This is a genomic window from Diaphorobacter sp. LI3 (genome assembly GCF_022807955.1).
In the GTDB taxonomy this organism is placed as follows: Bacteria; Pseudomonadota; Gammaproteobacteria; order Burkholderiales; family Burkholderiaceae_C; genus Diaphorobacter; species Diaphorobacter nitroreducens.
In genome coordinates, this window is sequence record NZ_CP094346.1 from 1,359,253 (window position 1) to 1,382,658 (window position 23,406).

At 65.4% G+C, this 23,406-nt stretch carries 20 protein-coding genes; 9 read left to right on the forward strand and 11 right to left on the reverse strand.

Annotated features, from left to right (window positions below; translation table 11 throughout):
* Positions 1-37 precede the first annotated feature (37 nt).
* A complete protein-coding gene (locus MRB47_RS06330; protein WP_252102225.1) occupies positions 38-2,695 on the reverse strand; it encodes a FimV/HubP family polar landmark protein in 2,658 nt (885 codons plus the stop codon).
* 332 nt (positions 2,696-3,027) lie between these two features.
* Here MRB47_RS06330 and MRB47_RS06335 point away from each other — a divergent pair, with 332 nt between their 5' ends.
* From MRB47_RS06335 to MRB47_RS06345, 3 genes are all read left to right on the forward strand, one after another.
* Complete coding sequence (locus tag MRB47_RS06335) at positions 3,028-4,935, forward strand: hypothetical protein (protein ID WP_252100595.1); 1,908 nt, start codon at positions 3,028-3,030, stop codon at positions 4,933-4,935.
* A 565-nt stretch (positions 4,936-5,500) separates the two neighbouring features.
* On the forward strand, positions 5,501-6,400 hold the full coding sequence (gene xerD, locus MRB47_RS06340; protein WP_041836206.1) for a site-specific tyrosine recombinase XerD: 900 nt from the start codon (positions 5,501-5,503) through the stop codon (positions 6,398-6,400).
* Between the two features lie 79 nt (positions 6,401-6,479).
* The gene (locus MRB47_RS06345; protein ID WP_252102226.1) at positions 6,480-7,457 is read left to right on the forward strand and encodes a Bug family tripartite tricarboxylate transporter substrate binding protein; all 978 of its coding nucleotides are present in this window, start codon (positions 6,480-6,482) and stop codon (positions 7,455-7,457) included.
* A gap of 47 nt (positions 7,458-7,504) precedes the next feature.
* Here the strand turns inward: MRB47_RS06345 and MRB47_RS06350 are convergent, their stop codons facing one another.
* From MRB47_RS06350 to MRB47_RS06360, 3 genes are all read right to left on the reverse strand, one after another.
* Positions 7,505-8,800 (reverse strand): EAL and HDOD domain-containing protein, encoded by a 1,296-nt coding sequence (locus MRB47_RS06350; protein WP_252102227.1) that lies wholly within the window; start codon positions 8,798-8,800, stop codon positions 7,505-7,507.
* Between the two features lie 50 nt (positions 8,801-8,850).
* On the reverse strand, positions 8,851-10,122 hold the full coding sequence (locus MRB47_RS06355) for an EAL and HDOD domain-containing protein (protein WP_252102228.1): 1,272 nt from the start codon (positions 10,120-10,122) through the stop codon (positions 8,851-8,853).
* Positions 10,123-10,269: 147 nt separating this feature from the next.
* Positions 10,270-11,076 carry a ferritin-like domain-containing protein gene (locus MRB47_RS06360; RefSeq protein WP_252102229.1) on the reverse strand — a complete coding sequence of 269 codons (807 nt, stop codon included), beginning with the start codon at positions 11,074-11,076 and terminating at the stop codon, positions 10,270-10,272.
* 49 nt (positions 11,077-11,125) lie between these two features.
* Here MRB47_RS06360 and MRB47_RS06365 point away from each other — a divergent pair, with 49 nt between their 5' ends.
* Both MRB47_RS06365 and MRB47_RS06370 read left to right on the forward strand, forming a co-directional pair.
* Positions 11,126-11,650, forward strand: coding sequence for a gamma carbonic anhydrase family protein (locus tag MRB47_RS06365; RefSeq protein WP_011804433.1), 525 nt, complete (start codon positions 11,126-11,128; stop codon positions 11,648-11,650).
* A gap of 32 nt (positions 11,651-11,682) precedes the next feature.
* Positions 11,683-12,669: an Hsp33 family molecular chaperone HslO gene (locus MRB47_RS06370; RefSeq protein WP_252102230.1), complete on the forward strand. Its 987-nt coding sequence runs from the start codon at positions 11,683-11,685 to the stop codon at positions 12,667-12,669.
* Between the two features lie 92 nt (positions 12,670-12,761).
* Here the strand turns inward: MRB47_RS06370 and MRB47_RS06375 are convergent, their stop codons facing one another.
* The 6 genes from MRB47_RS06375 to MRB47_RS06400 all read right to left on the reverse strand — a co-directional run bounded on the left by MRB47_RS06375 (position 12,762) and on the right by MRB47_RS06400 (position 17,730).
* Positions 12,762-13,226 carry a hypothetical protein gene (locus MRB47_RS06375; RefSeq protein ID WP_252102231.1) on the reverse strand — a complete coding sequence of 155 codons (465 nt, stop codon included), beginning with the start codon at positions 13,224-13,226 and terminating at the stop codon, positions 12,762-12,764.
* A complete protein-coding gene (locus MRB47_RS06380; RefSeq protein ID WP_011804436.1) occupies positions 13,223-13,507 on the reverse strand; it encodes a septum formation initiator family protein in 285 nt (94 codons plus the stop codon). Before MRB47_RS06380 ends, MRB47_RS06375 begins: the two co-directional genes overlap by 4 nt.
* A 26-nt stretch (positions 13,508-13,533) precedes the next feature.
* Complete coding sequence (gene eno, locus MRB47_RS06385) at positions 13,534-14,820, reverse strand: phosphopyruvate hydratase (RefSeq protein ID WP_252102232.1); 1,287 nt, start codon at positions 14,818-14,820, stop codon at positions 13,534-13,536.
* Between the two features lie 83 nt (positions 14,821-14,903).
* Positions 14,904-15,194 carry a DUF1330 domain-containing protein gene (locus tag MRB47_RS06390; RefSeq protein ID WP_103737324.1) on the reverse strand — a complete coding sequence of 97 codons (291 nt, stop codon included), beginning with the start codon at positions 15,192-15,194 and terminating at the stop codon, positions 14,904-14,906.
* Positions 15,195-15,198: 4 nt separating this feature from the next.
* The gene (gene kdsA / locus MRB47_RS06395; protein WP_252102233.1) at positions 15,199-16,056 is read right to left on the reverse strand and encodes a 3-deoxy-8-phosphooctulonate synthase; all 858 of its coding nucleotides are present in this window, start codon (positions 16,054-16,056) and stop codon (positions 15,199-15,201) included.
* A gap of 15 nt (positions 16,057-16,071) precedes the next feature.
* Positions 16,072-17,730 (reverse strand): CTP synthase, encoded by a 1,659-nt coding sequence (locus MRB47_RS06400; protein ID WP_015912646.1) that lies wholly within the window; start codon positions 17,728-17,730, stop codon positions 16,072-16,074.
* A gap of 91 nt (positions 17,731-17,821) precedes the next feature.
* Here MRB47_RS06400 and coaBC point away from each other — a divergent pair, with 91 nt between their 5' ends.
* From coaBC to MRB47_RS06420, 4 genes are all read left to right on the forward strand, one after another.
* Entirely contained in the window at positions 17,822-19,042 is a 1,221-nt protein-coding gene (gene coaBC, locus MRB47_RS06405) for a bifunctional phosphopantothenoylcysteine decarboxylase/phosphopantothenate--cysteine ligase CoaBC (RefSeq protein ID WP_252102234.1), read from the forward strand.
* Positions 19,043-19,139: 97 nt separating this feature from the next.
* Positions 19,140-19,586 (forward strand): dUTP diphosphatase, encoded by a 447-nt coding sequence (gene dut / locus MRB47_RS06410; protein WP_252102235.1) that lies wholly within the window; start codon positions 19,140-19,142, stop codon positions 19,584-19,586.
* A gap of 165 nt (positions 19,587-19,751) precedes the next feature.
* Positions 19,752-20,249, forward strand: coding sequence for a glycine zipper 2TM domain-containing protein (locus MRB47_RS06415; protein ID WP_252102236.1), 498 nt, complete (start codon positions 19,752-19,754; stop codon positions 20,247-20,249).
* 133 nt (positions 20,250-20,382) lie between these two features.
* Entirely contained in the window at positions 20,383-22,290 is a 1,908-nt protein-coding gene (locus tag MRB47_RS06420) for a hypothetical protein (RefSeq protein WP_252100595.1), read from the forward strand.
* Positions 22,291-22,866: 576 nt separating this feature from the next.
* On the opposite strand, the gene MRB47_RS06425 is transcribed toward MRB47_RS06420, so the two are convergent.
* Positions 22,867-23,391 (reverse strand): peptidylprolyl isomerase, encoded by a 525-nt coding sequence (locus MRB47_RS06425; RefSeq protein WP_252102237.1) that lies wholly within the window; start codon positions 23,389-23,391, stop codon positions 22,867-22,869.
* Between the last annotated feature and the right edge of the window lie 15 nt (positions 23,392-23,406).

Below are 23,406 nucleotides of genomic sequence, written 5' to 3' on the forward strand. Positions count from 1 at the left end.
GCGCGGCAATGGCTGCGTGCCCACCGCCGCATGGACATCAGCCCAGTTCGGTGAGCAGTCGCTGGGCGCGGGCCTTCAGCTCACCGGACGATTCGGCGATGACCTCTTCCACCAGGGCCCGCGCGCCTTCGCTGTCGCCAATGGTGTTGAACTCCTCCGCCAGTGCGAGCTTGGTGGCCAGAGGGTCGTCCGGCAGCGCGTCGGCAGCGGAGGACGCTGCCTTGGCGGCGACCGAGGGTGCGACGGGAGCGGCCGCCGTGGGGGTGTCAAGGTCCAGCGACAGATCGCCGAGGTCGAACTCCAGGGATTCCGAGGTGGCGGCCTTCGCGTCGCGGCTGGTCAGGGGGGCGACGCCGGAGTCCATCAGGGACAAGTCATCGTCCAGGTTCAACGGAAGAGGCTCGCTTTGCACGTCGGGCTCTGTCGTCGCCTGCGGCGTCACCGCTGGCTCGTCCCAGGAGGCTTGGGGTAGTTCCAGGTCGCCCAGATCCAGGGACGGTACGGGCGCCTGGGCGGCCGGCACTACCGGCGCGGCTGCGGCGGTGTTGTTGGCTGCGGCCATGGCAAACGTGCTTGGCGCCGGGGCCGGGGCCGACGGTGCTTCGTGCAGATCGAGATCCAAGTCCAGATCGAGGTCTGGCAGCACAGAGTCCGGTCCGCCCGTGGGTGCCGCGGGAGCAGTTGCTGCGCCCAGCGTGCTTGCAAAGGCCGCGGTCGATGCAGCGGCCGCTGTGGCGCTGGCGGCAACGGCAGGACGGCCACCGGGCTGGTACAGCGGATTTTCGGGGTCGAGCGTACGGCCCAGGTCGGACACGCGGGTCCAGTCGGGCCCCTGGCCGTTGGTGAGCCTGAACACGTCGTTGGCGACGGACTCCAGCGCCTTGCGGTCCTGGCGCTTGGCATAAATCTCGGCCAGTTTGGCGGGGATGGACACGCGCTCTGGATGGTGGCGCAGCGCCTCCTTGAGAATTTCCTCCGCCTGCAGGTCACGGCCGTAGGCGAGGTAGACGTCGGCTTCCGCCACCGGATCCACATCGCCACCGGCATCCAGTTGGCTGGGCGAATAGGTCATGGACGAGGAGCCGGTCGTGAGTTCGCTGTTGGCCGTGTCCACACGCTGGCCGCCACTGGCGCCGAAGAAAGAATCCGGCTGCAGGCTACTTTCCGAGAACGAACTGTCCAGGGCACCCTGGTTGCGGCGGCTTTGGACCACGCGGTAGCCGCCATAGCCCAGTAACGCAAGTACGAGCGCCAGTGCGCCTCCTGCCAGCAGCGGGTCCTCCGTGAGGGCATCCAGGAAGCTGGGCTCTTCGTAGAGAACGGGCTGGGGGGCTGGACGCGGGGCCACGGCGGCGGGAGCGGGTGCTGCGGCAGAGGCCTGAGATGCTGCTTCGGCGGGAACAGCCGCCTCGGCGGCAGAGGCCTCGGGCGCTGGTGCGGCAGCTTCTGCCGTGGCAGCGCTCATGTCGGCGCTCGCAGCCGCGGTAGCGGGCGCGGGCAGCCCCCCGGCGGCGGGTACTGCCACCGCCGGCTGGCTGGCAGGGGCGGAAGGCGCTGTGGCTCCTGGCGCAGCTGCGCCAGCGCCGGCTGGCGCGGAGGCGCCGCTGAGCTGGTTCAGGTCCGAGATGTTCTTGGACAGCTCCGCCATGCGGGCGCTGTTCTGTTCGGCCTGCTTGTCGCGGGCCATCTGCTCCTCGGTCTTCTGGGCCTGAACGCTGCCTTTGGAGAGAGTGAGCTTATCGGGGGCGGCAGCGGCGGGCTTGCTCTCGTCCACCTGGGTCTGCACAGTGCCGCGCGCGGAGCGCTCTGCGGCCGCAACCTCGGCCTTGGGAGCTGTCGCAGCCATGCGGCGGCGGAATTCATTGAAATCGCGGCTTTGCGCGGCGACGATCTTGCGAGCTTCGGTGGCGTCCGTGGCTTGCGCCTCCGTTTCGCTAGGCATCTGCAGCACTGCGCCGGAACGCAGACGATTCACATTGCTGTTGACGAACGCGTCCGGATTGGCGCGCATCATTGCTACCAGCATCTGGTCCAGCGAGACGCCAGCGGGGCGATGGGCTTCCGCGATGCGGCCGGCCGTGTCCCCGGGGCGCACGCGAATCTCGTCACCGCCAGCGAACGCGGGTGCCTCTGCGGGGGTGGGACGGCCGGCTACGGCGGGTGCGGGAGGGGTTGCTGGGCGTGCGGCAGGCGCGGGCGCCGCGGTGGTGGCGGGGGCGCGCGGCGCAGTTGCCGCGGCACGGGGTGACGTTACCTGAGGTGCGGCGGTCACCGCCGCCTGCGGGCGGCTCGCCGGCGGGTCGAACAGCATCGTGTAGCTACGCACGATATGGCCGGAACTCCAGGTCGCATCGATAACCAAATCCACGAAAGGATCGTTGACCGGGCGGGTACTGCTCAAGCGCAGCACCATGGAGCCATTCGTGCGGCGGTGCAGTTGCACTTGCACGCTATGCGCAGCGGGGGAATATTCCATGCCCTGGCTGCGGAAAACTTCAGGGCTGGCGGTGCTCACGCGCAGCGATTCGGCCTCGGCAGCAGTGATCTGGGGCAGTTCGATTTCCGCGCGCAGGGGCTCGCCAAGCGCCGACTGGACATTCACGCGGCCCAGGGCGAGAGCACTTGCATCGGTGGTGTAAAGACCAGCCGAGAGGATGGCCGCGGTGGCCAGGACAGAAAATTTCCAGCGATGCATGTGTGCGACGAATGAAGAGATGGATGGTGCCGAGGGGGCGGTATTTTTCTGGTCGTGATCGAGCCGCCCAGGCGCGTGAAAATATGTAAAAAGCACCATAGCATCAATGTTTTGCACTGACAAGCTGAGGTGTCGCGCCACGTTTTATACGGTGCGGGAAGAGGCCGGGACGGCCTTATTCCTGTTGGTAATGGACAACGATCGGTAACGGGCCGTATCAATCTATGACCTCGAAAAAACGCCACCCGAAGGTCTAGCCGTTCTGTTAAAGTGTTGCTAAGAAAGCTGTAATGGCTCAAAATTCCGCCCTAGTCAACGACTAGGGCGTTTCTTTGTCCAAGGAAAAATCTCATCCAACTTCAGTAAAGCCGACTAAGTGGCCGCCTAGATTTCCGCCGGCCGCGGCGGGTATTCAAGTCAATCACTGCAAGAACCCCAAGTGCGGTAACTTCGGCGTACCGCCCAAGCTTGCGGTTGCCCGAGGCGGGGCCGGTACTCCAGCTTCTTCCGTTGGCCCAGGCGACTACACCGTGGTCGCTACCGGTAAGGACCAGCCGGCACTGAAGTGCCGCCTGTGCGAGGAAATCACCCCTATGCAGAGCAACTTGGCGATTGCCGAGGAGCTTATGCGCATGTCGGAGTACCTTGAACCAGTACTCCCGCAGTGTCCGAACGAGGCCTGCTCTCTATCGGAGGGGGCGCCATCCCTTGAGAATGTGACTCGCTTCGGCACCAACGCCCACGGAACTCCCCGGTTCAAGTGTGTCGGCTGCAAGAAGGCGTTCTCCTTCGGCGGCCGGTCAACCAAGCGCCAACGTCGCAGTCACTCCAATCGCGATATCTTGGTGCATCTGATGAACGCCATGCCGCTGCGGCGCATCATCAAGGTCCTCGATATCTCCCCCAGCCAGCTATACGACCGCATCGACTTCCTCTATGAGCAGGCCCAGATGTTCGCCGGCGAGCGTGAGCGAACCCTCATGGGACGCGACGACCTAGGCTCAAGATATCTGTCGGTTGACCGGCAAAAGCTGGTGGTGAACTGGCACTCTAAGAAGGTGCGAAAGAACACACTTTTGCTGTCCATTGCAACGGCCGACCAGGCTACGGGCTATGTGTTCGGGGTCAACGTCAACTTTGACCCTGCGCTGGACTCTGCTGACGTAGAGAAGGACATGGTTCGCTTTGGCGACCATGCACTTGCCAGAGCGTTTCGCCGCTACGCGAGAGTCTGGCTACCGGCTGATTGGAATGCTGCGGCTGAGAGGGCGGCGCCTCGCGGAGGTACCTCCCGAAAGCCTATGGAATCGGTCATCGAAGAGACGTACGACGCAGCCTTAGGTCGCCCCGATATAGAAGATGGTGAAGGCCCCGCGAACTCATCCCGTGCCCCCGTAAAGGGCATGCTGCTGCATGAGCAAGTGGTGATGTACGCCCACATCCAGCTTGTCACTCGACTGCTCTGCCGTGCCAAGAAGATTCGCTTCTTCACAGACCAGGAGTCGGGCATACGTGCGGCCATTCTGACGGCCGTGCCGAAAAGGGTTCTGGACCGGACGGCTGACGCTTTCTATGTCAAGGTGCTCAAAGATATGTCAGTGGACATGAAGCGCGCGCTGGTTGGTGCAACCAAGCGGCGTCTGGCGCGCTTAGCGGAGAAATACGGGGTAACCCCTGAGGCTGCAGAACTTCTGGCTGCCGAGGAAGAACTGGCGCGCATGGTTGCCATCGGCAAGTGGGGGGACCGCTGGTTCCGCCATCCCATATCGGAGATGCGTGAGCCTGAGAAATCCGTTTGCTGGCTGACCGATATCGACCCGGTCGAAACCGAACCGGACAAGCGTCGGCTCCAGCTTAGCCACCAGGCGCTACTGCACCTGAAAGCCACCCTTACCGCTGTCGACCGCTTCTTTATGCAGGTCCGGCGAGGCCTCACGCTGGCAGAACGCGCGGTGGCCAGCGCCAACACCGACCGACGTCTCTGGTTCGGGAAGAGCGCCTACAACCCCGAAGTCCTGGTGAAGGTGCTCGGCATCTTCCGGACGTACTTCAACTACTGCGAGGTTGGCCGGGACGGGAAAACGCCGGCAATGCGGCTGGGGCTGGCGCGCGGACCCATAGCGCCCGAAGACATCATCTATTTCACTCCCGAACCGCCCGAAAGACGCCGCGCGCCTGCCGCTCGGTCGCTCAAGCCCTCCGGCCCCGTGGCTCACGCAAGCGAGTCACTTGCCGCGTAGGACCCGTAGTTCGAGGTGAGCTTGGTCCGCAGTCAGGGAGCTCACTCGCACTTGGTAGACAGAGAGGGGGGCTCCCGATTCAGGCCCCGAGGACTCTTCCCATTCGGCTACACCCCCTTCACCCTCGCCGCTCACCGAGGAAAGGTACGGGCTCCGCCCTGTGCAGGCCAGCACTACTGCCGGGGCTAGGGTCATCCGCGGCAGAATACCGGTTGGTTTGACCCAATTTGTTACTTCAGCGCCTCTGATAAGGACACGACAAGGCTGGCTGCCATTGTCTCGCCAAGCCTCAACGCTCAGAGAGACAGTCCGATTGCCGTATGCCACGGGAGTGCTGCCCCTGAAGTCCGGAGCGGGCTCGTCGTTGCAGGCAGTGAGGAAGCTGGCGGCACACACGAGCGCGACGCCTAGGGAAAGGGGCTTGAAATTCAGCATGTCCCTTATAGCGACCAAAGAAACGAAGCCCCTCGTGCCGAAGCAGAGGGGCTTGAATCAAGGGCTTAGCAACACCTTAACGGAACGGCTAGCCTGCCGCGGGCGTTTTTTTGATGCTATGGTTTTCGCCATGTTGCCCGACAGCCAGAACGCCATAGACCCCTTCATCGACGCCCTTTGGCTGGAGGACGGCCTGTCGCGCAACACGCTGGCCGCCTACCGCCGGGACCTCACGCTGTATGCCCAATGGCTGGCGCAGCAGAACCCTCCGCTGGCGCTGGATGCCACGGCAGAGCACCACTTGCAGGGCTACTTCGCTGCCCGCCACGCGCAAACGCGCGCCACGTCGGCCAACCGCCGCCTCACCGTGCTGCGGCGCTACTTCCACTGGGCATTGCGCGAGCGGCGCATCGCAGCCGACCCCACAGTGCGCCTGCAGGCCGCGCGCCAGCCGCTGCGCGTGCCCAAGACGCTGACGCAGGCGCAGGTGGAGGCCCTGCTGCATGCGCCGGACGATGCCACGCCGCTGGGCCTGCGCGACCGCACCATGTTGGAGCTGATGTACGCGAGCGGCCTGCGCGTGAGCGAGCTGGTCACGCTGAAAACTTTCCACCTGGGGCTGGCCGAAGGCGTGCTGCGCGTCATGGGCAAGGGCGGCAAGGAGCGGCTGGTGCCCTTTGGCGAAGAGGCGCACCGCTGGCTGCAGCGCTACCTGGCCGAGGGGCGTGGCGCCATCCTGGGCGGGCAACAAACGGATGACCTGTTCGTCACGCAGCGCGGCGCGGCCATGTCGCGCGTGATGTTCTGGGTCATCGTCAAGAAATGCGCGCAGGCTGCGGGCATTACCGCGCCGCTGTCGCCCCACACGCTGCGCCATGCCTTTGCCACGCACCTGTTGAACCACGGTGCGGACCTGCGCGTGGTGCAACTGCTGCTGGGCCACGCCGACATTTCCACCACCACCATCTACACCCACGTGGCGCGCGAGCGGCTGAAGGCGCTGCATGCGCAGCACCATCCGCGCGGTTGAAGGGGCATGGCGCGGAGTGCCGGCGAGCAGTGGCAAACGGGTGAAAAATCGCGCTCTTTCTTGAAACTCTGGAGTTGCAATGACAGATTCCGTGCGCCGTCGCGTGCTGGCCTCCCTCGCGCTGGCTGCCGCGCTGCCCCTGGGCGCGCAGGCCCAGACTTGGCCCGCCAAGCCCATCCGCATCATCGTGGCCTATCCCGCGGGCGGCGTCAGCGACGTGGTCGCCCGCGCGTTGGGCGACAAACTGTCCGAACGCCTGGGCACGGCCGTGGTGGTGGAGAACAAGGCCGGCGCGGGCGGCACCATCGGCATGGACGCGGTGGCCAAGGCGGCGCCCGATGGCTACACGCTGGGCTTCTCGGCGATCAGCCCGCTGGTGCTCAACCCGCACCTGGGCACGCCGCCGTACGACGCAACGCGCGACATCGTGCCCGTGGCCAGCGTGATGTACTCGCCCGTGCTGTTGTTGGGCACGCAGGCCGCCAAGGAGCGTGACTTCCGCAGCCTGCTGGCGACCGCCAAGGCGCAGCCGGGCCAGGTGCGATGGGCCACATCGGGGCTGGCGTCGCTGGGCCACATCATGCTGGAACACATCATGCAGGGCAGCGGCGTGCAGATCACGCACGTGCCCTACAAGGGCGGCGGGCAACAACTGAACGATGCGCTTTCGGGTCAGTTCGAGGTGCTGTCCACCAACGCCGGCCCGGCCGTGATGCAGCAGATCAAGGCGGGCAAGCTGCACCCGCTGGCCGTGGGTGCGCCCGCGCGGCTGACCACCCTGCCGAACGTGCCCACGCTGGGCGAACTGGGCCTGCCCGCGGCCAACCTGAATTCGGTGTTCGGCATGTTCGCGCCAGCGGGCGTGCCGGCCGCGGTGCTGGAGCGCTTGAATGCCGAGATCAACCGTGCGCTGGCGCTGCCCGACATCCAGGCGCGCCTGGAGGCTTCGGACAACGTGCCCACGGGCGGCAGCGCCGAGGCATTTCGCCGGCAGATCGCGGCGGAGTCGCAGAGCAACGCGCGCATCATCCGCGCCGCCAACATCCGCCTGAACTGAAGCGGCCCTGTGCGCGCCGGCCGGCCCGCGCACAGGGGGCATCGGGTTTATTCGTCGGCCGTCAGACTCTCGGCCCAGGCCAGTGCCTGCAGGTGGGCCCAGTTGACCTGGCGGTTGGACAGGTGCAGCGCTTCGGCCGTGCGCGCGAAAGCCTCGTCGTCACCGCTTTCGCAGGCCTTGGTGAGTTCGAGGAAGGGGGCGAACACGCCCTTGTTGTGCAGCAGTGCGTCAAGCACCGGCTGGGGCAGGGCCACCGTTTCCAGGGCGCGCTCCAGCGGCACGCCCAGCATCGCATCCAGCAGCGAGAAGACACCCACCACGAAGGCGTTGTCGCATTCCTCGGGGGGCAGCAGCTCGGCGGCCAGCAGTTCCATCAGGCGGCCGCGCACCACGGCCGTCTGGCCCACGGCGGGCGGCGAGCCGCTGGCGCGCGAGGTGGTCATCAACAGCGCCGCCCAGCGGAACAGCTTCTTCAGGCCCAGGATCATCACCGCGTGACGGAACGAGGTCACCTCGCACGACAGGCCGAAGCCCGAGGAATTGATGAAACGCAGCAGGTTGAAGGACAGCGTGGGGTCCTTCTTGAGCAGCTCCTCGATCTCTCCGGTGCTGGCCTGCTGGCGCACCAGGTTGATGAGCTGGATGATGGTCGCCTGCGAGGGTCGGATGGTTTGCGCCTTGACCAGCGAGGGCTGCGCGAACCAGTAGCCCTGGAACAGCTTCACGCCCAGCGAAGCCATGCGCTGGTACTGTTCGGCCGTTTCTACCTTCTCGGCCACCAGCGTGGCCTGCGAGTGGGCCTGGGCGAACTTCACGAGCGGCTCGGCGAGCTCCGGCTTGAAGGCCTGCATGTCCAGCTTGATGAACGAGGCCAGAGGCACCCAGCTGCTGTAGGCGCGCCGCAGCACGTCCTGGTTGAAGGCCAGCCGAAAGCCGCGCGTGCGCACTGCTTGCAGCGTGGGGATGTACTGCTCGATCTGCTCGGCCGTGGCCTGGGCGCCGAGCGTGGGTACTTCCAGCACCACTTTCTCGGGGTGGATCAGCTCCAGGTGTCCGCCGGCCAGGCTGTCATGCGTGCAATTGATGAAGACGGTTTTCTTGCCCACCAGCGCCTCGGAGCCCGCATACGACAGCGCGTTGAACAGCAGCGCCGCATCGCTGGCGGCGGTGTGCGCGTCCGCGGCGGTGGACCGGTCGAACAGTTCGTAGCCAAAGACGGTGCGCTGTTCGTCCAGGATGGCCTGTCGTGCGATGACGACCTGATTCTGCGCCTCAGTGGCCTCGGGTGACGGCTGGGCGGAATCGGCGGGGAGCTGTGCGGCGGTGTCTGAAAGGCTCGACATGGATGGCGTGGGAAGTTCGTTGGATTCTAGGAGGTCGGCGCGGCAGTGGCTCAGGCGGGCGCCATCTGGTCCGCCCAGGCCAGGGCTTGCAAGTGGGCCCAGTTGATCTGCTGGTTCGTCAGGTGGAGCGATTGGGCGAACTGGTCGAAGGTGTGGTCGTCGCTGGTCTCGCAGGCTTCGGCGAGCGTCAGCAGTTGTCCGTACACGTTGCTGCGTTGTAGCAGGGCAGTGGACAGCTCTTCGGGCAGGTTGAGCAGCCCCACGGCGGAGGCCAGCGGCATGCCGAGCATCTGGTCCAGCATGGAGAAGATGCCGATCACGAACGCCTGGTCGGCTTCTTCGGCGGGCAGAAATTCCTGGGCCAGCAGTTCCATGAGGCGGCCGCGCACCACGGCCGTCTGCCCCACGGCCGGGGGCGTACCGCCGCTGCGCACCGCCGTGAGCAGCAGGGCGGCCCAGCGGAACAGCTTCTTGAGTCCCAGCAGCAGCACCGCCTGGCGAAAGGAGGTGATCTCGCGCGTCATGCCCAGCCCCGCGGAGTTGATCAGGCGCATCAGGTTGAAGGCCAGCCCAGCATCCTTTTTGAGGACCTCTTCGATCTCGTCGGTACTGGCCTGGCTGCGCACCAGGTTGAGCAGCTGCACGATGCTCGCCTGGCCGGGGGTGAGCAGTTTGGCTTCCACCAGCGTGGGGCGCGAGAACCAGTAGCCCTGGAACATTTCCACGCCCATGGACGACACCATGTCGTACTGTTGCGCGGTTTCGAGCTTTTCCGCGATCAGTTCGGCCTGGGAATGGCGCCCCGCGTAGTTGATCAGCACCGCGAGCTGGTCGCGCGCAAGCACCGACATGTCGAGTTTGATGTAGTCGGCCAGCGGCAGCCAGGGCGCGTAGGTGGATTCCAGCACCGTGTGGTTGAAGGCGAGGTGAAAGCCCCGGCTGCGCAGCGCCTGCAGGATGGGAAGCCGCGCATGCACCTCGGCTGCGGCCACGTGGCCCAGCGGAGGGATCTCCAGCACCACCTTGTCGGGGTTCACCAGTTCCAGGTGCCCGCCCGTCAGGCTTTCGTGGGTGCAGTTCACGAAAATCAGCATCTTGCCCATCAGCTCTTCGGTGCCCGCATGCGACAGCGCGGTGAAGACCAGGATCACGTCGCTGGCGGCCGTGTGGCCGACGGTGGAGCGCGAGCGGTTGAAGAGTTCGTAGCCGACGACCGCCTGCTGGCCGTTCATGATGGCCTGCCGGGCGATCATGGAGCCGGTGCTGCCAGCCTGGGAGGCGCCGGCCGCCGAGGGAGAAGCGGGAGGTGTGGGGTTCGTCATGGAATGCCTGGGCGTGTGCGGGATACCGGGCGATGCGGGTGCCCGCCGCAGGCGCGAGGGCTGGCGGCAGCGGCGTGGCGTATCGCTGCTGGCATTGTAGGGAAGAACCCCCGATGGCTGGGGGATGGCAGTGCGGCTGGAGGCGATTCAGCCGTGCTGCAGCCAGCGCATCTCCGCCTCGCTGAAACCGGCGGCGCGGCGTGCCGCCTCGTTCAGCGGCGGCTTCGGGCGGGGGGCTTCGTAACGCTGGACCAGCGCGGCGTAGTGCGCCACGGGGTCCAGTCCGGCGCGCGTGCACAGCCAGCCGTACCAGTGGTTGCCGATGGCCACGTGGCCCACTTCCTCGCGCAGGATGGTGTCCAAGATCGCCACGGCGGCCAGCGCGTCCGGTGTACCGACCTGGCGCAGTTTGTGCTGGATCAGCGGCGTGGCGTCCAGTCCGCGCGCCTCCAGGGTGCGCGGCACCAGGGCCATGCGCGCCACGATGTCGTCGGCCGTCTTCTCGCACATGCCCCACAGGCCCTGGTGCGCGGGAAAGTCGCCATAGTCATGGTGCAGTTGCCGGCGCAGGTGGTCACGCAGCAGGCGAAAGTGCTTCGCCTCCTCGGCCGCCACGCGCAGCCAGTCGCGGTAGAACGTCTCGGGCATGCCGGCAAAGCGCCAGATGGCGTCCAGCGCGAGGTTGATGGCGTTGAACTCGATATGGGCGATGGCGTGGATCAGCACCGCGCGCCCCTCGGGCGTGGCGGGCGAGCGGCGTGCCACGGCGGTGTGGTGCAGCAGCTGCGGCCGCGCGGGGCGGCCGGGCAGGGTGTCGGCGGGCGGGGCGGTGAGACGCATTTCTGTCGCTATTGAAATGCGAGCTGCTTGCGTATACATATCCAGCGCTGCGGCCGATTTTTCTTCAGGGTCGCAGAGGCGCAAGACCTCCAGGGCACGTTGGCGAAGCTCCATCCCTACAATTCTAGGTTCCCCCTACACAAACAACGGAGACAGACAAGCGATGGCGATCTATGAACTCGACGGCGTGGCGCCGCAGGTGGCCGCATCGGCCTGGGTGGCCGACAGTGGCCAGGTGATGGGCGACGTGGTGCTGGGCGAGGACGCCAGCGTATGGTTCGGCACCGTGGTGCGTGGCGACACGGCGCGCATCACCATCGGCGCGGGCACCAACGTGCAGGACGCGAGCGTGCTGCACGCCGACATCGGCCAACCGCTGGTGATCGGTGAGCGCGTCACCGTGGGCCACCAGGTCATGCTGCATGGCTGCACCGTCGGGGATGAATCGCTGATCGGCATTGGCGCCATCGTGCTCAACGGCGCGAAGATAGGCCGCAACTGCCTGGTGGGCGCCGGCTCGCTGGTCACCGAGGGCAAGGAGTTTCCCGACGGATCGATGATCCTGGGCAGTCCGGCCAAGGTGGTGCGCCAGCTCACGCCGGAGCAGATCGAAGGGCTGCGCCAGAGTGCGCGGCATTACATGGAAAACGCGCGCCGCTTCAAGGCGGGTCTGCGCAAGCTGGGGTAATAGCCCGGCCGTTGATTGACTGGAAATACTGCGTGTCCGAACTGCACAAGTTTTTGTTTGATGGCCTGCCCGTGCGCGGCATGATCGTGCGCCTGACCGACGCCTGGACAGAGCTGCTGCGACGCCGCGCGGCCAACACCGAAACGGGGCCATACCCCGCGCCCGTGAGCGAGCTGCTGGGTGAGATGGCCGCCGCCGGCGTGCTGATGCAGTCGAACATCAAGTTCAACGGCGCGCTGGTGCTGCAGGTCTTTGGTGACGGCCCCGTCAAGCTGGCCGTGGCCGAGGTGCAGTCCGACCTGAGCCTGCGCGCCACCGCGTCGGTGTCGGGCGAACTGCCCGCGAACGCGGGCCTGCCGGACATGGTGAACGTGGGCGGCGGCGGGCGCTGCGCCATCACGCTGGACCCCAAGGACCGTCTGCCCGGCCAGCAGCCCTACCAGGGTGTGGTGCCGCTGTATGGCGACCACCAGGAAAAGCTGCACAAGCTCAGCGACGTGCTGCAGCACTACATGCTGCAGTCCGAGCAGCTCGATACCACGCTGGTGCTGGCTGCCAACGACCAGGTGGCCGCGGGCGTGCTGATCCAGCGCATGCCCCTGAAGGGCGAGGCCAACCTGGCTGGCGGCCATGGGCGCGAGGACGACGACCAGATCGGCCGCAACGAGGACTACAACCGTATCGCCACGCTGGCGAGCAGCCTCACGCGCGAGGAGCTGCTCACGCTGGACGTGGACACCATCCTGCGCCGCTTGTTCTGGGAGGAAAAACTGCTGCGCTTTGCGCCTCAGCAGGGCGATAGCGGCCCGCGCTTCGCGTGCTCCTGCAGCCGCGAGCGTGTGGGCAACATGCTGCGCAGCCTGGGCACGGAAGAGGTCGAGAGCATCTTGGAGGAGCGCGGCAACATCGAGGTGGGCTGCGAATACTGCGGCCAGCAGTACCACTTCGACCCGGTGGATGCCGCGCAGTTGTTCACCGATCCGCACAAGCAGCCGCCCGCGCCGTCGCGCATGCAGTGATCCAGGCGGCCGCTCTGAGCGGCTTCCGCGAGCCAGCCTGCGCGCCGCGGCGCTGCAGGCGGTCGCGCTTCAACGAGCGTGAAGCGTCCGCCTCATGCTCCTGCACCCAGGCCGCGCAGCGCGGTGAACAGCCGGTGCTCGCACTGGGGCTCCACGCATTCTTCGCAACCCCAAGCGCGCAGCCGAGGATGGCTGGGTTTCGACTCCAATTCGGCCTCAACGTTTGATGGATAAGCGCGAGTAGCTATTAAATCAATAGCGTTTAGTGCGTTGCGAAGTTGCGCCGCTGGCGGCCCGTACAGCACCTGGTAGGCCGTGCCGGCCTGGGCCAGCGCGTCGCGCAGTTGCAGCTCGTGTGCATCGGGAAGGTCCAGTGCGCACAGCAGCGTGAGGTCCGCCGGCAGGGCTGGCAGATTGGGGCCGGCCGCCGCGACTGCGAGCGCGGGACAGTGCTGTGCGATGCCGTCGCGCAAGGCGGTGCAGGCGGGCGTGTGCGCGCCCAGGATGGCGATGCGCACCATCGCAGCGCCGGGCACGGGGCCGGGCGAGGGGCTCACTTGCGGGCCGGCGTGACGTGCACGTAGATCTCGCCGGGCTTGACCATGCCCAGTTCGCTGCGCGCCTTTTCCTCGACCATCTCCAGGCCGTCCTTCAGGTCCTGCACTTCGGCGGCCAGGCGCTCATTGGCCTGGCGCGCCTGCGCATTCGCCGCCTGCTGGGCGGCGATCTGCCGGCGCATGTCCTCTACATGACCGACACTGCCGCGCCCGGTCCACAGCTGCGCGTGGATCCCCACGAGGAGCAGCAGCAGGGCGAGCGGAACGATGCGTGTGCCCATGGCGGGGCGCAGCGGTGCGGGTGGGCTTAGCGCAGGTTGTAGAACGCGGCGCGGCCGGGATAGAAGGCGATGTCGCCCAGGTCTTCTTCGATGCGCAGCAGCTGGTTGTACTTGGCGATGCGGTCGGAGCGCGAGAGCGAGCCGGTCTTGATCTGGCCGGCGTTGGTGCCCACGGCGATGTCGGCGATCGTCGAGTCCTCGGTCTCGCCCGAGCGGTGGCTGATCACGGCGGTGTAGCCGGCGCGCTTGGCCATCTCGATGGCGGCGAAGGTCTCGGTCAACGTGCCGATCTGGTTGATCTTGATGAGGATCGAATTGGCGATGCGCTTGTCGATGCCTTCCTTCAGGATCTTGGTGTTGGTCACGAACAGGTCGTCACCCACCAGCTGCACGTTCTGGCCCAGGCGCTCGGTCAGGGTCTTCCAGCCGTCCCAGTCGCCCTCGGCCATGCCGTCTTCGATGGAGATGATGGGGTACTTGTCGCACCAGGTGGCGAGCATGTCGGTCCACTGCTGGGCGGTCAGGCGCAGGCCGCCTTCGCCTTCCAGCACATACTGGCCGTCCTTGTAGAACTCGCTGGCGGCGCAGTCCAGGCCCAGGGCGATCTGCTCGCCCGCGGTGTAGCCGGCGGCTTCAATCGCCTGCAGGATCAGCCGGATGGCGGCTTCGTGGTTTTCCACGGAAGGCGCAAAACCACCTTCGTCGCCCACGGCGGTGCTCATGCCCTTGTCGTTGATGATCTTCTTGAGCGCGTGGAACACCTCGGCGCCCCAGCGCACGGCCTCGCGGAAGCTCGGTGCGCCCACGGGGATGATCATGAACTCCTGCAGGTCCAGGCTGTTGTTGGCATGCGCGCCGCCGTTGATGACGTTCATCATCGGCACGGGCAGCTGCATGCCACCCATGCCGCCGAGGTAGCGGTACAGGGGCAGGCCGGACTCTTCGGCGGCGGCGCGGGCCACGGCCATCGAGACGGCCAACATGGCGTTGGCGCCCAGCCGGCTCTTGTTGTCGGTGCCGTCCAGGTCGATCAGGGTCTTGTCCAGGAAGGCCTGCTCGGAGGCGTCCAGGCCCAGTACGGCCTCGGAGATCTCGGTGTTGATGTGCTCCACGGCCTTGAGCACGCCCTTGCCCAGGTAGCGGGCCTTGTCGCCGTCGCGCAGCTCGATGGCTTCGCGCGAGCCGGTGGACGCGCCCGAGGGCACGGCCGCGCGGCCCATCACGCCCGATTCCAGCAGCACGTCGCATTCGACGGTGGGGTTGCCGCGGCTGTCCAGCACTTCGCGGCCTACGATGTCAACGATGGCACTCATGGGTTTCCTTTTGCGGAAGTTTTTAATCAAATTGGCCGCTAGCGCTTTTCCATCAAGCGCTGGCAGCTATCAAATGAGTAGCGTCAGAGGCCTTCGACGCACACCAGCCGCATGATGGCTGCGCCCTCGCGCGCCGCACGGGCCTTGCCGTATTCGGGCGAATGGTAGAACGCCTTGGCCGCCTCGAAGCTGGGGAACTTGGCGATCACCACACGCTCGGGCTGCCAGTCGCCCTCCATCACCTCCACCTGGCCGCCACGCACGCAGATCTCGGCGTTGTGCGCCGCGAAGGCGGCGGTGGACCACTTCTTGTATTCCTCGTACTGCGCGGGGTTGGTCACGCGGACGTTGGCGATGATGTAGCCGCTGGGCATGGTGTCAGGCTCCAAAGTTGTTTTCGAGAAAACCGTTCTTCTTGGTCACGTCGTCGAGCGCCACCAGCGTTTCAAGCAACGCGCGCATGTGCTTGAGCGGCACGGCGTTGGGGCCGTCCGACCAGGCCTCGGCGGGCTTGGGGTGCGTTTCCATGAACAGGCCCGCCACGCCGACGGCCACGCCGGCACGGGCCAGCACGGGCACCATGTCGCGCGCGCCGCCGCTCACGGCGCCCAGGCCGCCGGGCTTCTGTACCGAGTGGGTCACGTCGAACACCACGGGCGCGCCGGAGTTGCGCATCTCGGCCAGGCTGGTCATGTCGGCCACGAGGTTGTTGTAGCCAAAGCTCACGCCGCGCTCGCAGGCCAGGAAGCGGTCTTCCGACAGGCCCACCTCGCGCGCGGCGGCGCGGGCCTTGTCGATGACGTTCTTCATGTCCCAGGGCGCAAGGAACTGGCCCTTCTTGATGTTCACCGGCTTGCCGCTTTGCGCCACGGCGCGGATGAAATCCGTCTGGCGGCACAGGAAGGCCGGGGTCTGCAGCACGTCGACCACGCTGGCCACTTCGGCCACGTGCGAGGTGTCGTGCACATCGGTCAGGATGGGCAACTGCAGCTGGCGGCGCACTTCGTCCAGGATCTTCAAACCGGCATCCAGGCCGACACCGCGCTTGCTGGTGCCGGACGAGCGGTTGGCCTTGTCGAACGAGCCCTTGTAGACCAGCGGGATGCCGAGCGGCGCGCAGGACTCCTTGAGTTGGCCGGCCACGTCGAGCGACATCTCCAGGCCTTCAATGGAGCAGGTGCCTGCGATCAGGAAGAAGCGATGTTGAAGGCCGACGTTGAATCCGCACAGCTGCATGGGCTTTCCTTCCAATCAGGCTTTCGCCGCTGGCTTCTGGTGTTCCACGGCCGCCTTGATGAAGGCGTTGAACAGCGGGTGGCCGCTCCAGGGCGTGGACTTGAACTCGGGGTGGAACTGCACGCCGATATACCAGGGGTGAACGCTCTTGGGCAGCTCGACGATCTCGGTCAGGTGCTCACGCTGCGTGAGCGCCGAGATCACCAAGCCGGCGGTGCGCAGCTTGTCCAGGTACTGCACGTTGGCCTCGTAGCGGTGGCGGTGGCGCTCGGTCACCACGTCGCCGTAGATGCTGTGGGCCAGCGTTCCCGGCTGCACGTCGGAGGACTGCGCGCCCAGGCGCATGGTGCCGCCCAGGTCGGAGTTGGCATCGCGCGTCTTGATGGTGCCGTCCTCGTCCTTCCACTCGGTGATGAGGGCGATCACGGGGTGCTTGCAGTGTGCGTCGAACTCGGTGGAGTTGGCGCCCGCCAGGCCCGCCACATGGCGCGCATATTCGATGGTGGCCACCTGCATGCCCAGACAGATGCCCAGGTAGGGCACCTTGTGTTCGCGGGCATAGCGGGCGGTGGAGATCTTGCCCTCCACGCCGCGGCTGCCGAAGCCGCCGGGCACCAGGATGGCGTCGTACTGCGCCAGCTGTTGCGCGGCGTTGTCGTCGGTGATGGTCTCGGAATCCAGGTGGGTGATCTTCACGCGCACATGGCTTTGCATGCCTGCATGCTTGAGCGCCTCGTTGACGGACTTGTAGGCGTCCGACAGTTCCACGTACTTGCCCACCATGGCGATCTGCACCTCGCCGCGCGGGTGCTCGGTCTCATACACCAGGTCGTCCCAGCGCTTGAGGTTGGCGGGCGGTGTGTTCAGGCGCAGCTTGTCGCAGATCAGTCCGTCCAGGCCCTGCTCGTGCAGCATGCGCGGCACCTTGTAGATGGTGTCCACGTCCCACATGGAGATCACGCCCCATTCGGCCACGTTGGTGAAGAGGGAGATCTTCTCTTTCTCTTCCTCGGGCACGGCGTGCAGCGCGCGGCACAGCAGTGCGTCGGGCTGGATGCCGATCTCGCGCAGCTTCTGCACGGTGTGCTGCGTGGGCTTGGTCTTGAGTTCGCCGGCCGCGGCGATCCACGGCAGGTAGGTCAGGTGCACGAAGGCCGAATTGTTCGGGCCCAGCTTCAGCGAGAGCTGGCGCACCGCCTCCAGGAAGGGCAGCGACTCGATGTCGCCCACCGTGCCGCCCACCTCGCAGATGGCCACGTCCACGGCGTCTGGCGTGCCGATGCCGGCGCCGCGCTTGATGAACTCCTGGATTTCGTTGGTCACGTGCGGGATCACCTGCACGGTCTTGCCGAGGTAGTCGCCGCGGCGCTCCTTCTCCAGCACGGACTGGTAGATGCGGCCGGTGGTGAAATTGTTGGCCTGCTTCATGCGCGTTTCGATGAAGCGCTCGTAGTGGCCGAGGTCCAGGTCGGTTTCGGCGCCGTCGTCGGTCACGAAGACCTCACCATGCTGGAAGGGCGACATGGTGCCCGGGTCCACGTTGATGTACGGGTCGAGCTTGATGAGGGTGACTTTGAGACCCCGCGATTCGAGGATCGCGGCAAGGGAGGCTGAGGCGATTCCCTTGCCCAGGGAAGACACCACACCGCCGGTGACGAAGACGAATTTGGTCATGTCTTTGATGGTGGTGGGAAATTGGGATTGTAATCAGCCCACTGCAGGGATGCAGTGGCAGGGGCCATGCCCTCTGCTAAATTGCGCCCCCATGAACGAACAGTTGGCTGGCAAACACATTGTCCTGGGCTTGAGCGGCGGCGTGGCCTGCTACAAATCGGCGGAACTGTGCCGGCTGCTGGTGAAGGCCGGCGCCACGGTGCAGGTGGTCATGACCGAGGCGGCTGCGCAGTTCATCACGCCCGTGACCATGCAGGCGCTGTCGGGACGCAGCGTCTACACCTCGCAGTGGGACGCGCGCGAGGCGAACAACATGCCCCATATCAACCTGAGCCGCGAGGCGGACGCGATCCTCATTGCGCCGTGCAGCGCGGACTTCATTGCGCGGCTGGTGCAGGGGCGGGCCGACGAGTTATTGAGCCTGCTGTGTCTGGCACGGCCCCGGGATCGGGTGCCGTTGCTGCTGGCGCCCGCCATGAACCGCGAGATGTGGGGCCACCCGGCCACACAGCGCAACCTGGCCCAGGTGGCGCGCGACGGCGCAACGGTGCTGGGCGTGGGCTTTGGTGACCAGGCCTGTGGCGAGACGGGCGACGGCCGCATGCTGGAGGCCGCGGAGATTCTGGAGGAACTGGAGGCCTTCTTCACCCCCCAGTTGCTTACGGGCCAGCACGTGCTGGTTACCGCTGGCCCCACCTTCGAGGCCATTGACCCGGTGCGCGGCATCACCAACCTGTCCAGCGGCAAGATGGGCTTTGCGATTGCCCGCGCGGCGCGTGCCGCTGGCGCACAGGTCACATTGGTCGCCGGGCCGGTGCACCTGCCCACCCCGCGCGGCGTGCGCCGCATCGACGTGCGTTCAGCACAAAATATGCTTGCAATCGTTGAGGAGCAAGCGCGAGAAGCTACTATTTTCATAGCTACAGCCGCGGTGGCGGACTGGCGTCCCGCCACTGCTGCGCTGCACAAGATCAAGAAGGACGGCACGGGCGACGTGCCGGCACTGGAGTTTGTGGAGAACCCCGACATCCTGGCCACGGTGGCGCGCACCGAGCGCGCGCGCGCTGGCCGTCTGTACTGTGTGGGGTTTGCCGCCGAGAGCGAGAACCTGCTGGAGCATGCCAGCGCCAAGCGCGAGCGCAAGGGCGTGCCGTTGCTGGTGGGCAATATCGGCCCGGCCACGTTCGGGCAGGACGACAATGCGCTGCTGCTGGTCGACGCGCAGGGCCATCGTGAACTGCCCCGTGCTTCCAAGGAGGCGCTGGGCCATCAGCTCGTGGCGGAGATCGCGCGGCGCCTTGCCGCCGTTTGAGCGGGTAGGGGCTCACCGGTTGGGCGATGATCGCGGGTTCGGCCCGCGGTGCTGCCGGCGTGACGCCGCCGGACCATTCCTTTGAACCTCTGCTCCCATGAAAATTGACGTCAAGATTCTCGACCCCCGCATGGCGGATCAATTGCCCACGTATGCCACGCCCGGCAGCGCGGGGCTGGACCTGCGCGCGTGCCTGGATGCGCCGCTCACGCTGGAGCCCAACGCCTGGCAATTGGTGCCCACGGGCATCGCCATCTACCTTCAGGACCCGGGCTATGCCGCGCTGATCCTGCCGCGCTCGGGGCTGGGCCACAAGCACGGCATCGTGCTGGGCAACCTGGTGGGCTTGATCGACAGCGACTACCAGGGGCAACTCATGGTCAGCGCGTGGAACCGCAGCCCCCAGGCCTTCACCCTGCAACCCATGGAGCGCCTGGCGCAGTTGGTCATCGTGCCGGTGGTGCAAGCCCAGTTCAACGTGGTGCAGGAGTTTCCGGTCAGCGAGCGCGGTGAGGGCGGCTACGGCTCCACGGGCAAGCACTGAGCGCCAGCGCCGCTGTCGGCCCCTGCCTACATGGCGGATGCGCACTTCACTACGAGGCCCGCCGGGCATGGCCGGCAGCGTGGAGGATGCCGCGGTGCTTCAATCTCCCAATGGGTGGCCGCTTTTATGTAGCCATGCTTGCATTGTTGAACCAAGGAGATTTCCATGCGTCCTCATTCCCGCTTCATCGCCTTGGCCGGCTCCACGCTGGTGGCTGGCGCACTGGTTGCTTGTGCCGAACAGCCGCGCTACTCTGACTACCATCCGACGCCCGGCTACACCAGCCAACCGGCGCCGGGATACACCACCTACCCTAACCAGCAAGGTACCGAGTACGGCACCGTGGCCTACATCGAGGGACTGCAGGCGCGCAACCGCACGTCCGGCGCTGGCGCGATCCTGGGTGCCGTCGTGGGCGGCGTGCTGGGCAATCAAATTGGCTCGGGCTCCGGCCGCACGGCGGCTACCGCCATCGGGGCCGTGGGTGGCGCGGTGGCGGGCAACGCTATCGAAGGCCGCAATAACACTGGCGATTACGAGGCCTATCGCATCACGGTGAACCTGGACCGGGGCGGCCAGCGGGTGTACGAAGTGCCGTCGCCAGGCGATTTGCGCACCGGAGACCGCGTGCGGCTGTATGGCGGACAGATATCGCGCATGTAAGACGATTGAAGCGCAGATGGCGGCGCCGCGCACACACAACGGGCTCCCGAGGGGCTAGCCGTTCTGTTAAAGTGTTGCTAAGAAAGCTGTAATGGCTCAAAATTCCGCCCTAGTCAACGACTAGGGCGTTTCTTTGTCCAAGGAAAAATCTCATCCAACTTCAGTAAAGCCGACTAAGTGGCCGCCTAGATTTCCGCCGGCCGCGGCGGGTATTCAAGTCAATCACTGCAAGAACCCCAAGTGCGGTAACTTCGGCGTACCGCCCAAGCTTGCGGTTGCCCGAGGCGGGGCCGGTACTCCAGCTTCTTCCGTTGGCCCAGGCGACTACACCGTGGTCGCTACCGGTAAGGACCAGCCGGCACTGAAGTGCCGCCTGTGCGAGGAAATCACCCCTATGCAGAGCAACTTGGCGATTGCCGAGGAGCTTATGCGCATGTCGGAGTACCTTGAACCAGTACTCCCGCAGTGTCCGAACGAGGCCTGCTCTCTATCGGAGGGGGCGCCATCCCTTGAGAATGTGACTCGCTTCGGCACCAACGCCCACGGAACTCCCCGGTTCAAGTGTGTCGGCTGCAAGAAGGCGTTCTCCTTCGGCGGCCGGTCAACCAAGCGCCAACGTCGCAGTCACTCCAATCGCGATATCTTGGTGCATCTGATGAACGCCATGCCGCTGCGGCGCATCATCAAGGTCCTCGATATCTCCCCCAGCCAGCTATACGACCGCATCGACTTCCTCTATGAGCAGGCCCAGATGTTCGCCGGCGAGCGTGAGCGAACCCTCATGGGACGCGACGACCTAGGCTCAAGATATCTGTCGGTTGACCGGCAAAAGCTGGTGGTGAACTGGCACTCTAAGAAGGTGCGAAAGAACACACTTTTGCTGTCCATTGCAACGGCCGACCAGGCTACGGGCTATGTGTTCGGGGTCAACGTCAACTTTGACCCTGCGCTGGACTCTGCTGACGTAGAGAAGGACATGGTTCGCTTTGGCGACCATGCACTTGCCAGAGCGTTTCGCCGCTACGCGAGAGTCTGGCTACCGGCTGATTGGAATGCTGCGGCTGAGAGGGCGGCGCCTCGCGGAGGTACCTCCCGAAAGCCTATGGAATCGGTCATCGAAGAGACGTACGACGCAGCCTTAGGTCGCCCCGATATAGAAGATGGTGAAGGCCCCGCGAACTCATCCCGTGCCCCCGTAAAGGGCATGCTGCTGCATGAGCAAGTGGTGATGTACGCCCACATCCAGCTTGTCACTCGACTGCTCTGCCGTGCCAAGAAGATTCGCTTCTTCACAGACCAGGAGTCGGGCATACGTGCGGCCATTCTGACGGCCGTGCCGAAAAGGGTTCTGGACCGGACGGCTGACGCTTTCTATGTCAAGGTGCTCAAAGATATGTCAGTGGACATGAAGCGCGCGCTGGTTGGTGCAACCAAGCGGCGTCTGGCGCGCTTAGCGGAGAAATACGGGGTAACCCCTGAGGCTGCAGAACTTCTGGCTGCCGAGGAAGAACTGGCGCGCATGGTTGCCATCGGCAAGTGGGGGGACCGCTGGTTCCGCCATCCCATATCGGAGATGCGTGAGCCTGAGAAATCCGTTTGCTGGCTGACCGATATCGACCCGGTCGAAACCGAACCGGACAAGCGTCGGCTCCAGCTTAGCCACCAGGCGCTACTGCACCTGAAAGCCACCCTTACCGCTGTCGACCGCTTCTTTATGCAGGTCCGGCGAGGCCTCACGCTGGCAGAACGCGCGGTGGCCAGCGCCAACACCGACCGACGTCTCTGGTTCGGGAAGAGCGCCTACAACCCCGAAGTCCTGGTGAAGGTGCTCGGCATCTTCCGGACGTACTTCAACTACTGCGAGGTTGGCCGGGACGGGAAAACGCCGGCAATGCGGCTGGGGCTGGCGCGCGGACCCATAGCGCCCGAAGACATCATCTATTTCACTCCCGAACCGCCCGAAAGACGCCGCGCGCCTGCCGCTCGGTCGCTCAAGCCCTCCGGCCCCGTGGCTCACGCAAGCGAGTCACTTGCCGCGTAGGACCCGTAGTTCGAGGTGAGCTTGGTCCGCAGTCAGGGAGCTCACTCGCACTTGGTAGACAGAGAGGGGGGCTCCCGATTCAGGCCCCGAGGACTCTTCCCATTCGGCTACACCCCCTTCACCCTCGCCGCTCACCGAGGAAAGGTACGGGCTCCGCCCTGTGCAGGCCAGCACTACTGCCGGGGCTAGGGTCATCCGCGGCAGAATACCGGTTGGTTTGACCCAATTTGTTACTTCAGCGCCTCTGATAAGGACACGACAAGGCTGGCTGCCATTGTCTCGCCAAGCCTCAACGCTCAGAGAGACAGTCCGATTGCCGTATGCCACGGGAGTGCTGCCCCTGAAGTCCGGAGCGGGCTCGTCGTTGCAGGCAGTGAGGAAGCTGGCGGCACACACGAGCGCGACGCCTAGGGAAAGGGGCTTGAAATTCAGCATGTCCCTTATAGCGACCAAAGAAACGAAGCCCCTCGTGCCGAAGCAGAGGGGCTTGAATCAAGGGCTTAGCAACACCTTAACGGAACGGCTAGTCCCGAGGGGAGCCCGTTTTTTGGGGCTGTGTGTCGAAAGGTGCGTGGTTCAGTGGATCAGGTCGCTGCCCGGCGCCTGCGGCTGAATGCGGAAGAACCCCGTACCCGCTGTGCCACGGCCGATTTCTTCCTCCGTGGCTTCGCGCACCGCGTGCACCTTGAGCTGCAGCCGCAGTGCGATGCCTGCCAGCGGATGGTTGCCGTCCAGCACCACGTGCTCAGGGTAGATCTGCGCCACGGTGTACAGCGCGTCGCGCGGTGCATCGGGGTTGACGCCTTGGGGCAAAGCCGTTCCCTCGAACGTCATGCCTTCTTCGATATCCGCGGGAAACAGCTGGCGGGGCTCCAGGAAGAGCAGCTTGTCCTGGTAGTCCCCAAAAGCTTCCTCGGGCTCCAGGTGCAGCGAGAGTTCGGCGCCGACGCCATGGCCCTGCAGGGCCTCGTCGATGCGGCCCAGCAGGTCGTCGCCCCCCACGAGGAATTCCACGGGATCGTCGAGCACATCCAGTTCCTCGCCCAGCGTGTCTTTCAAGACCCAGGTCAAGGCGACCACACATTGTTCGGTAATTTCCATAGGAGAATTGTCGCA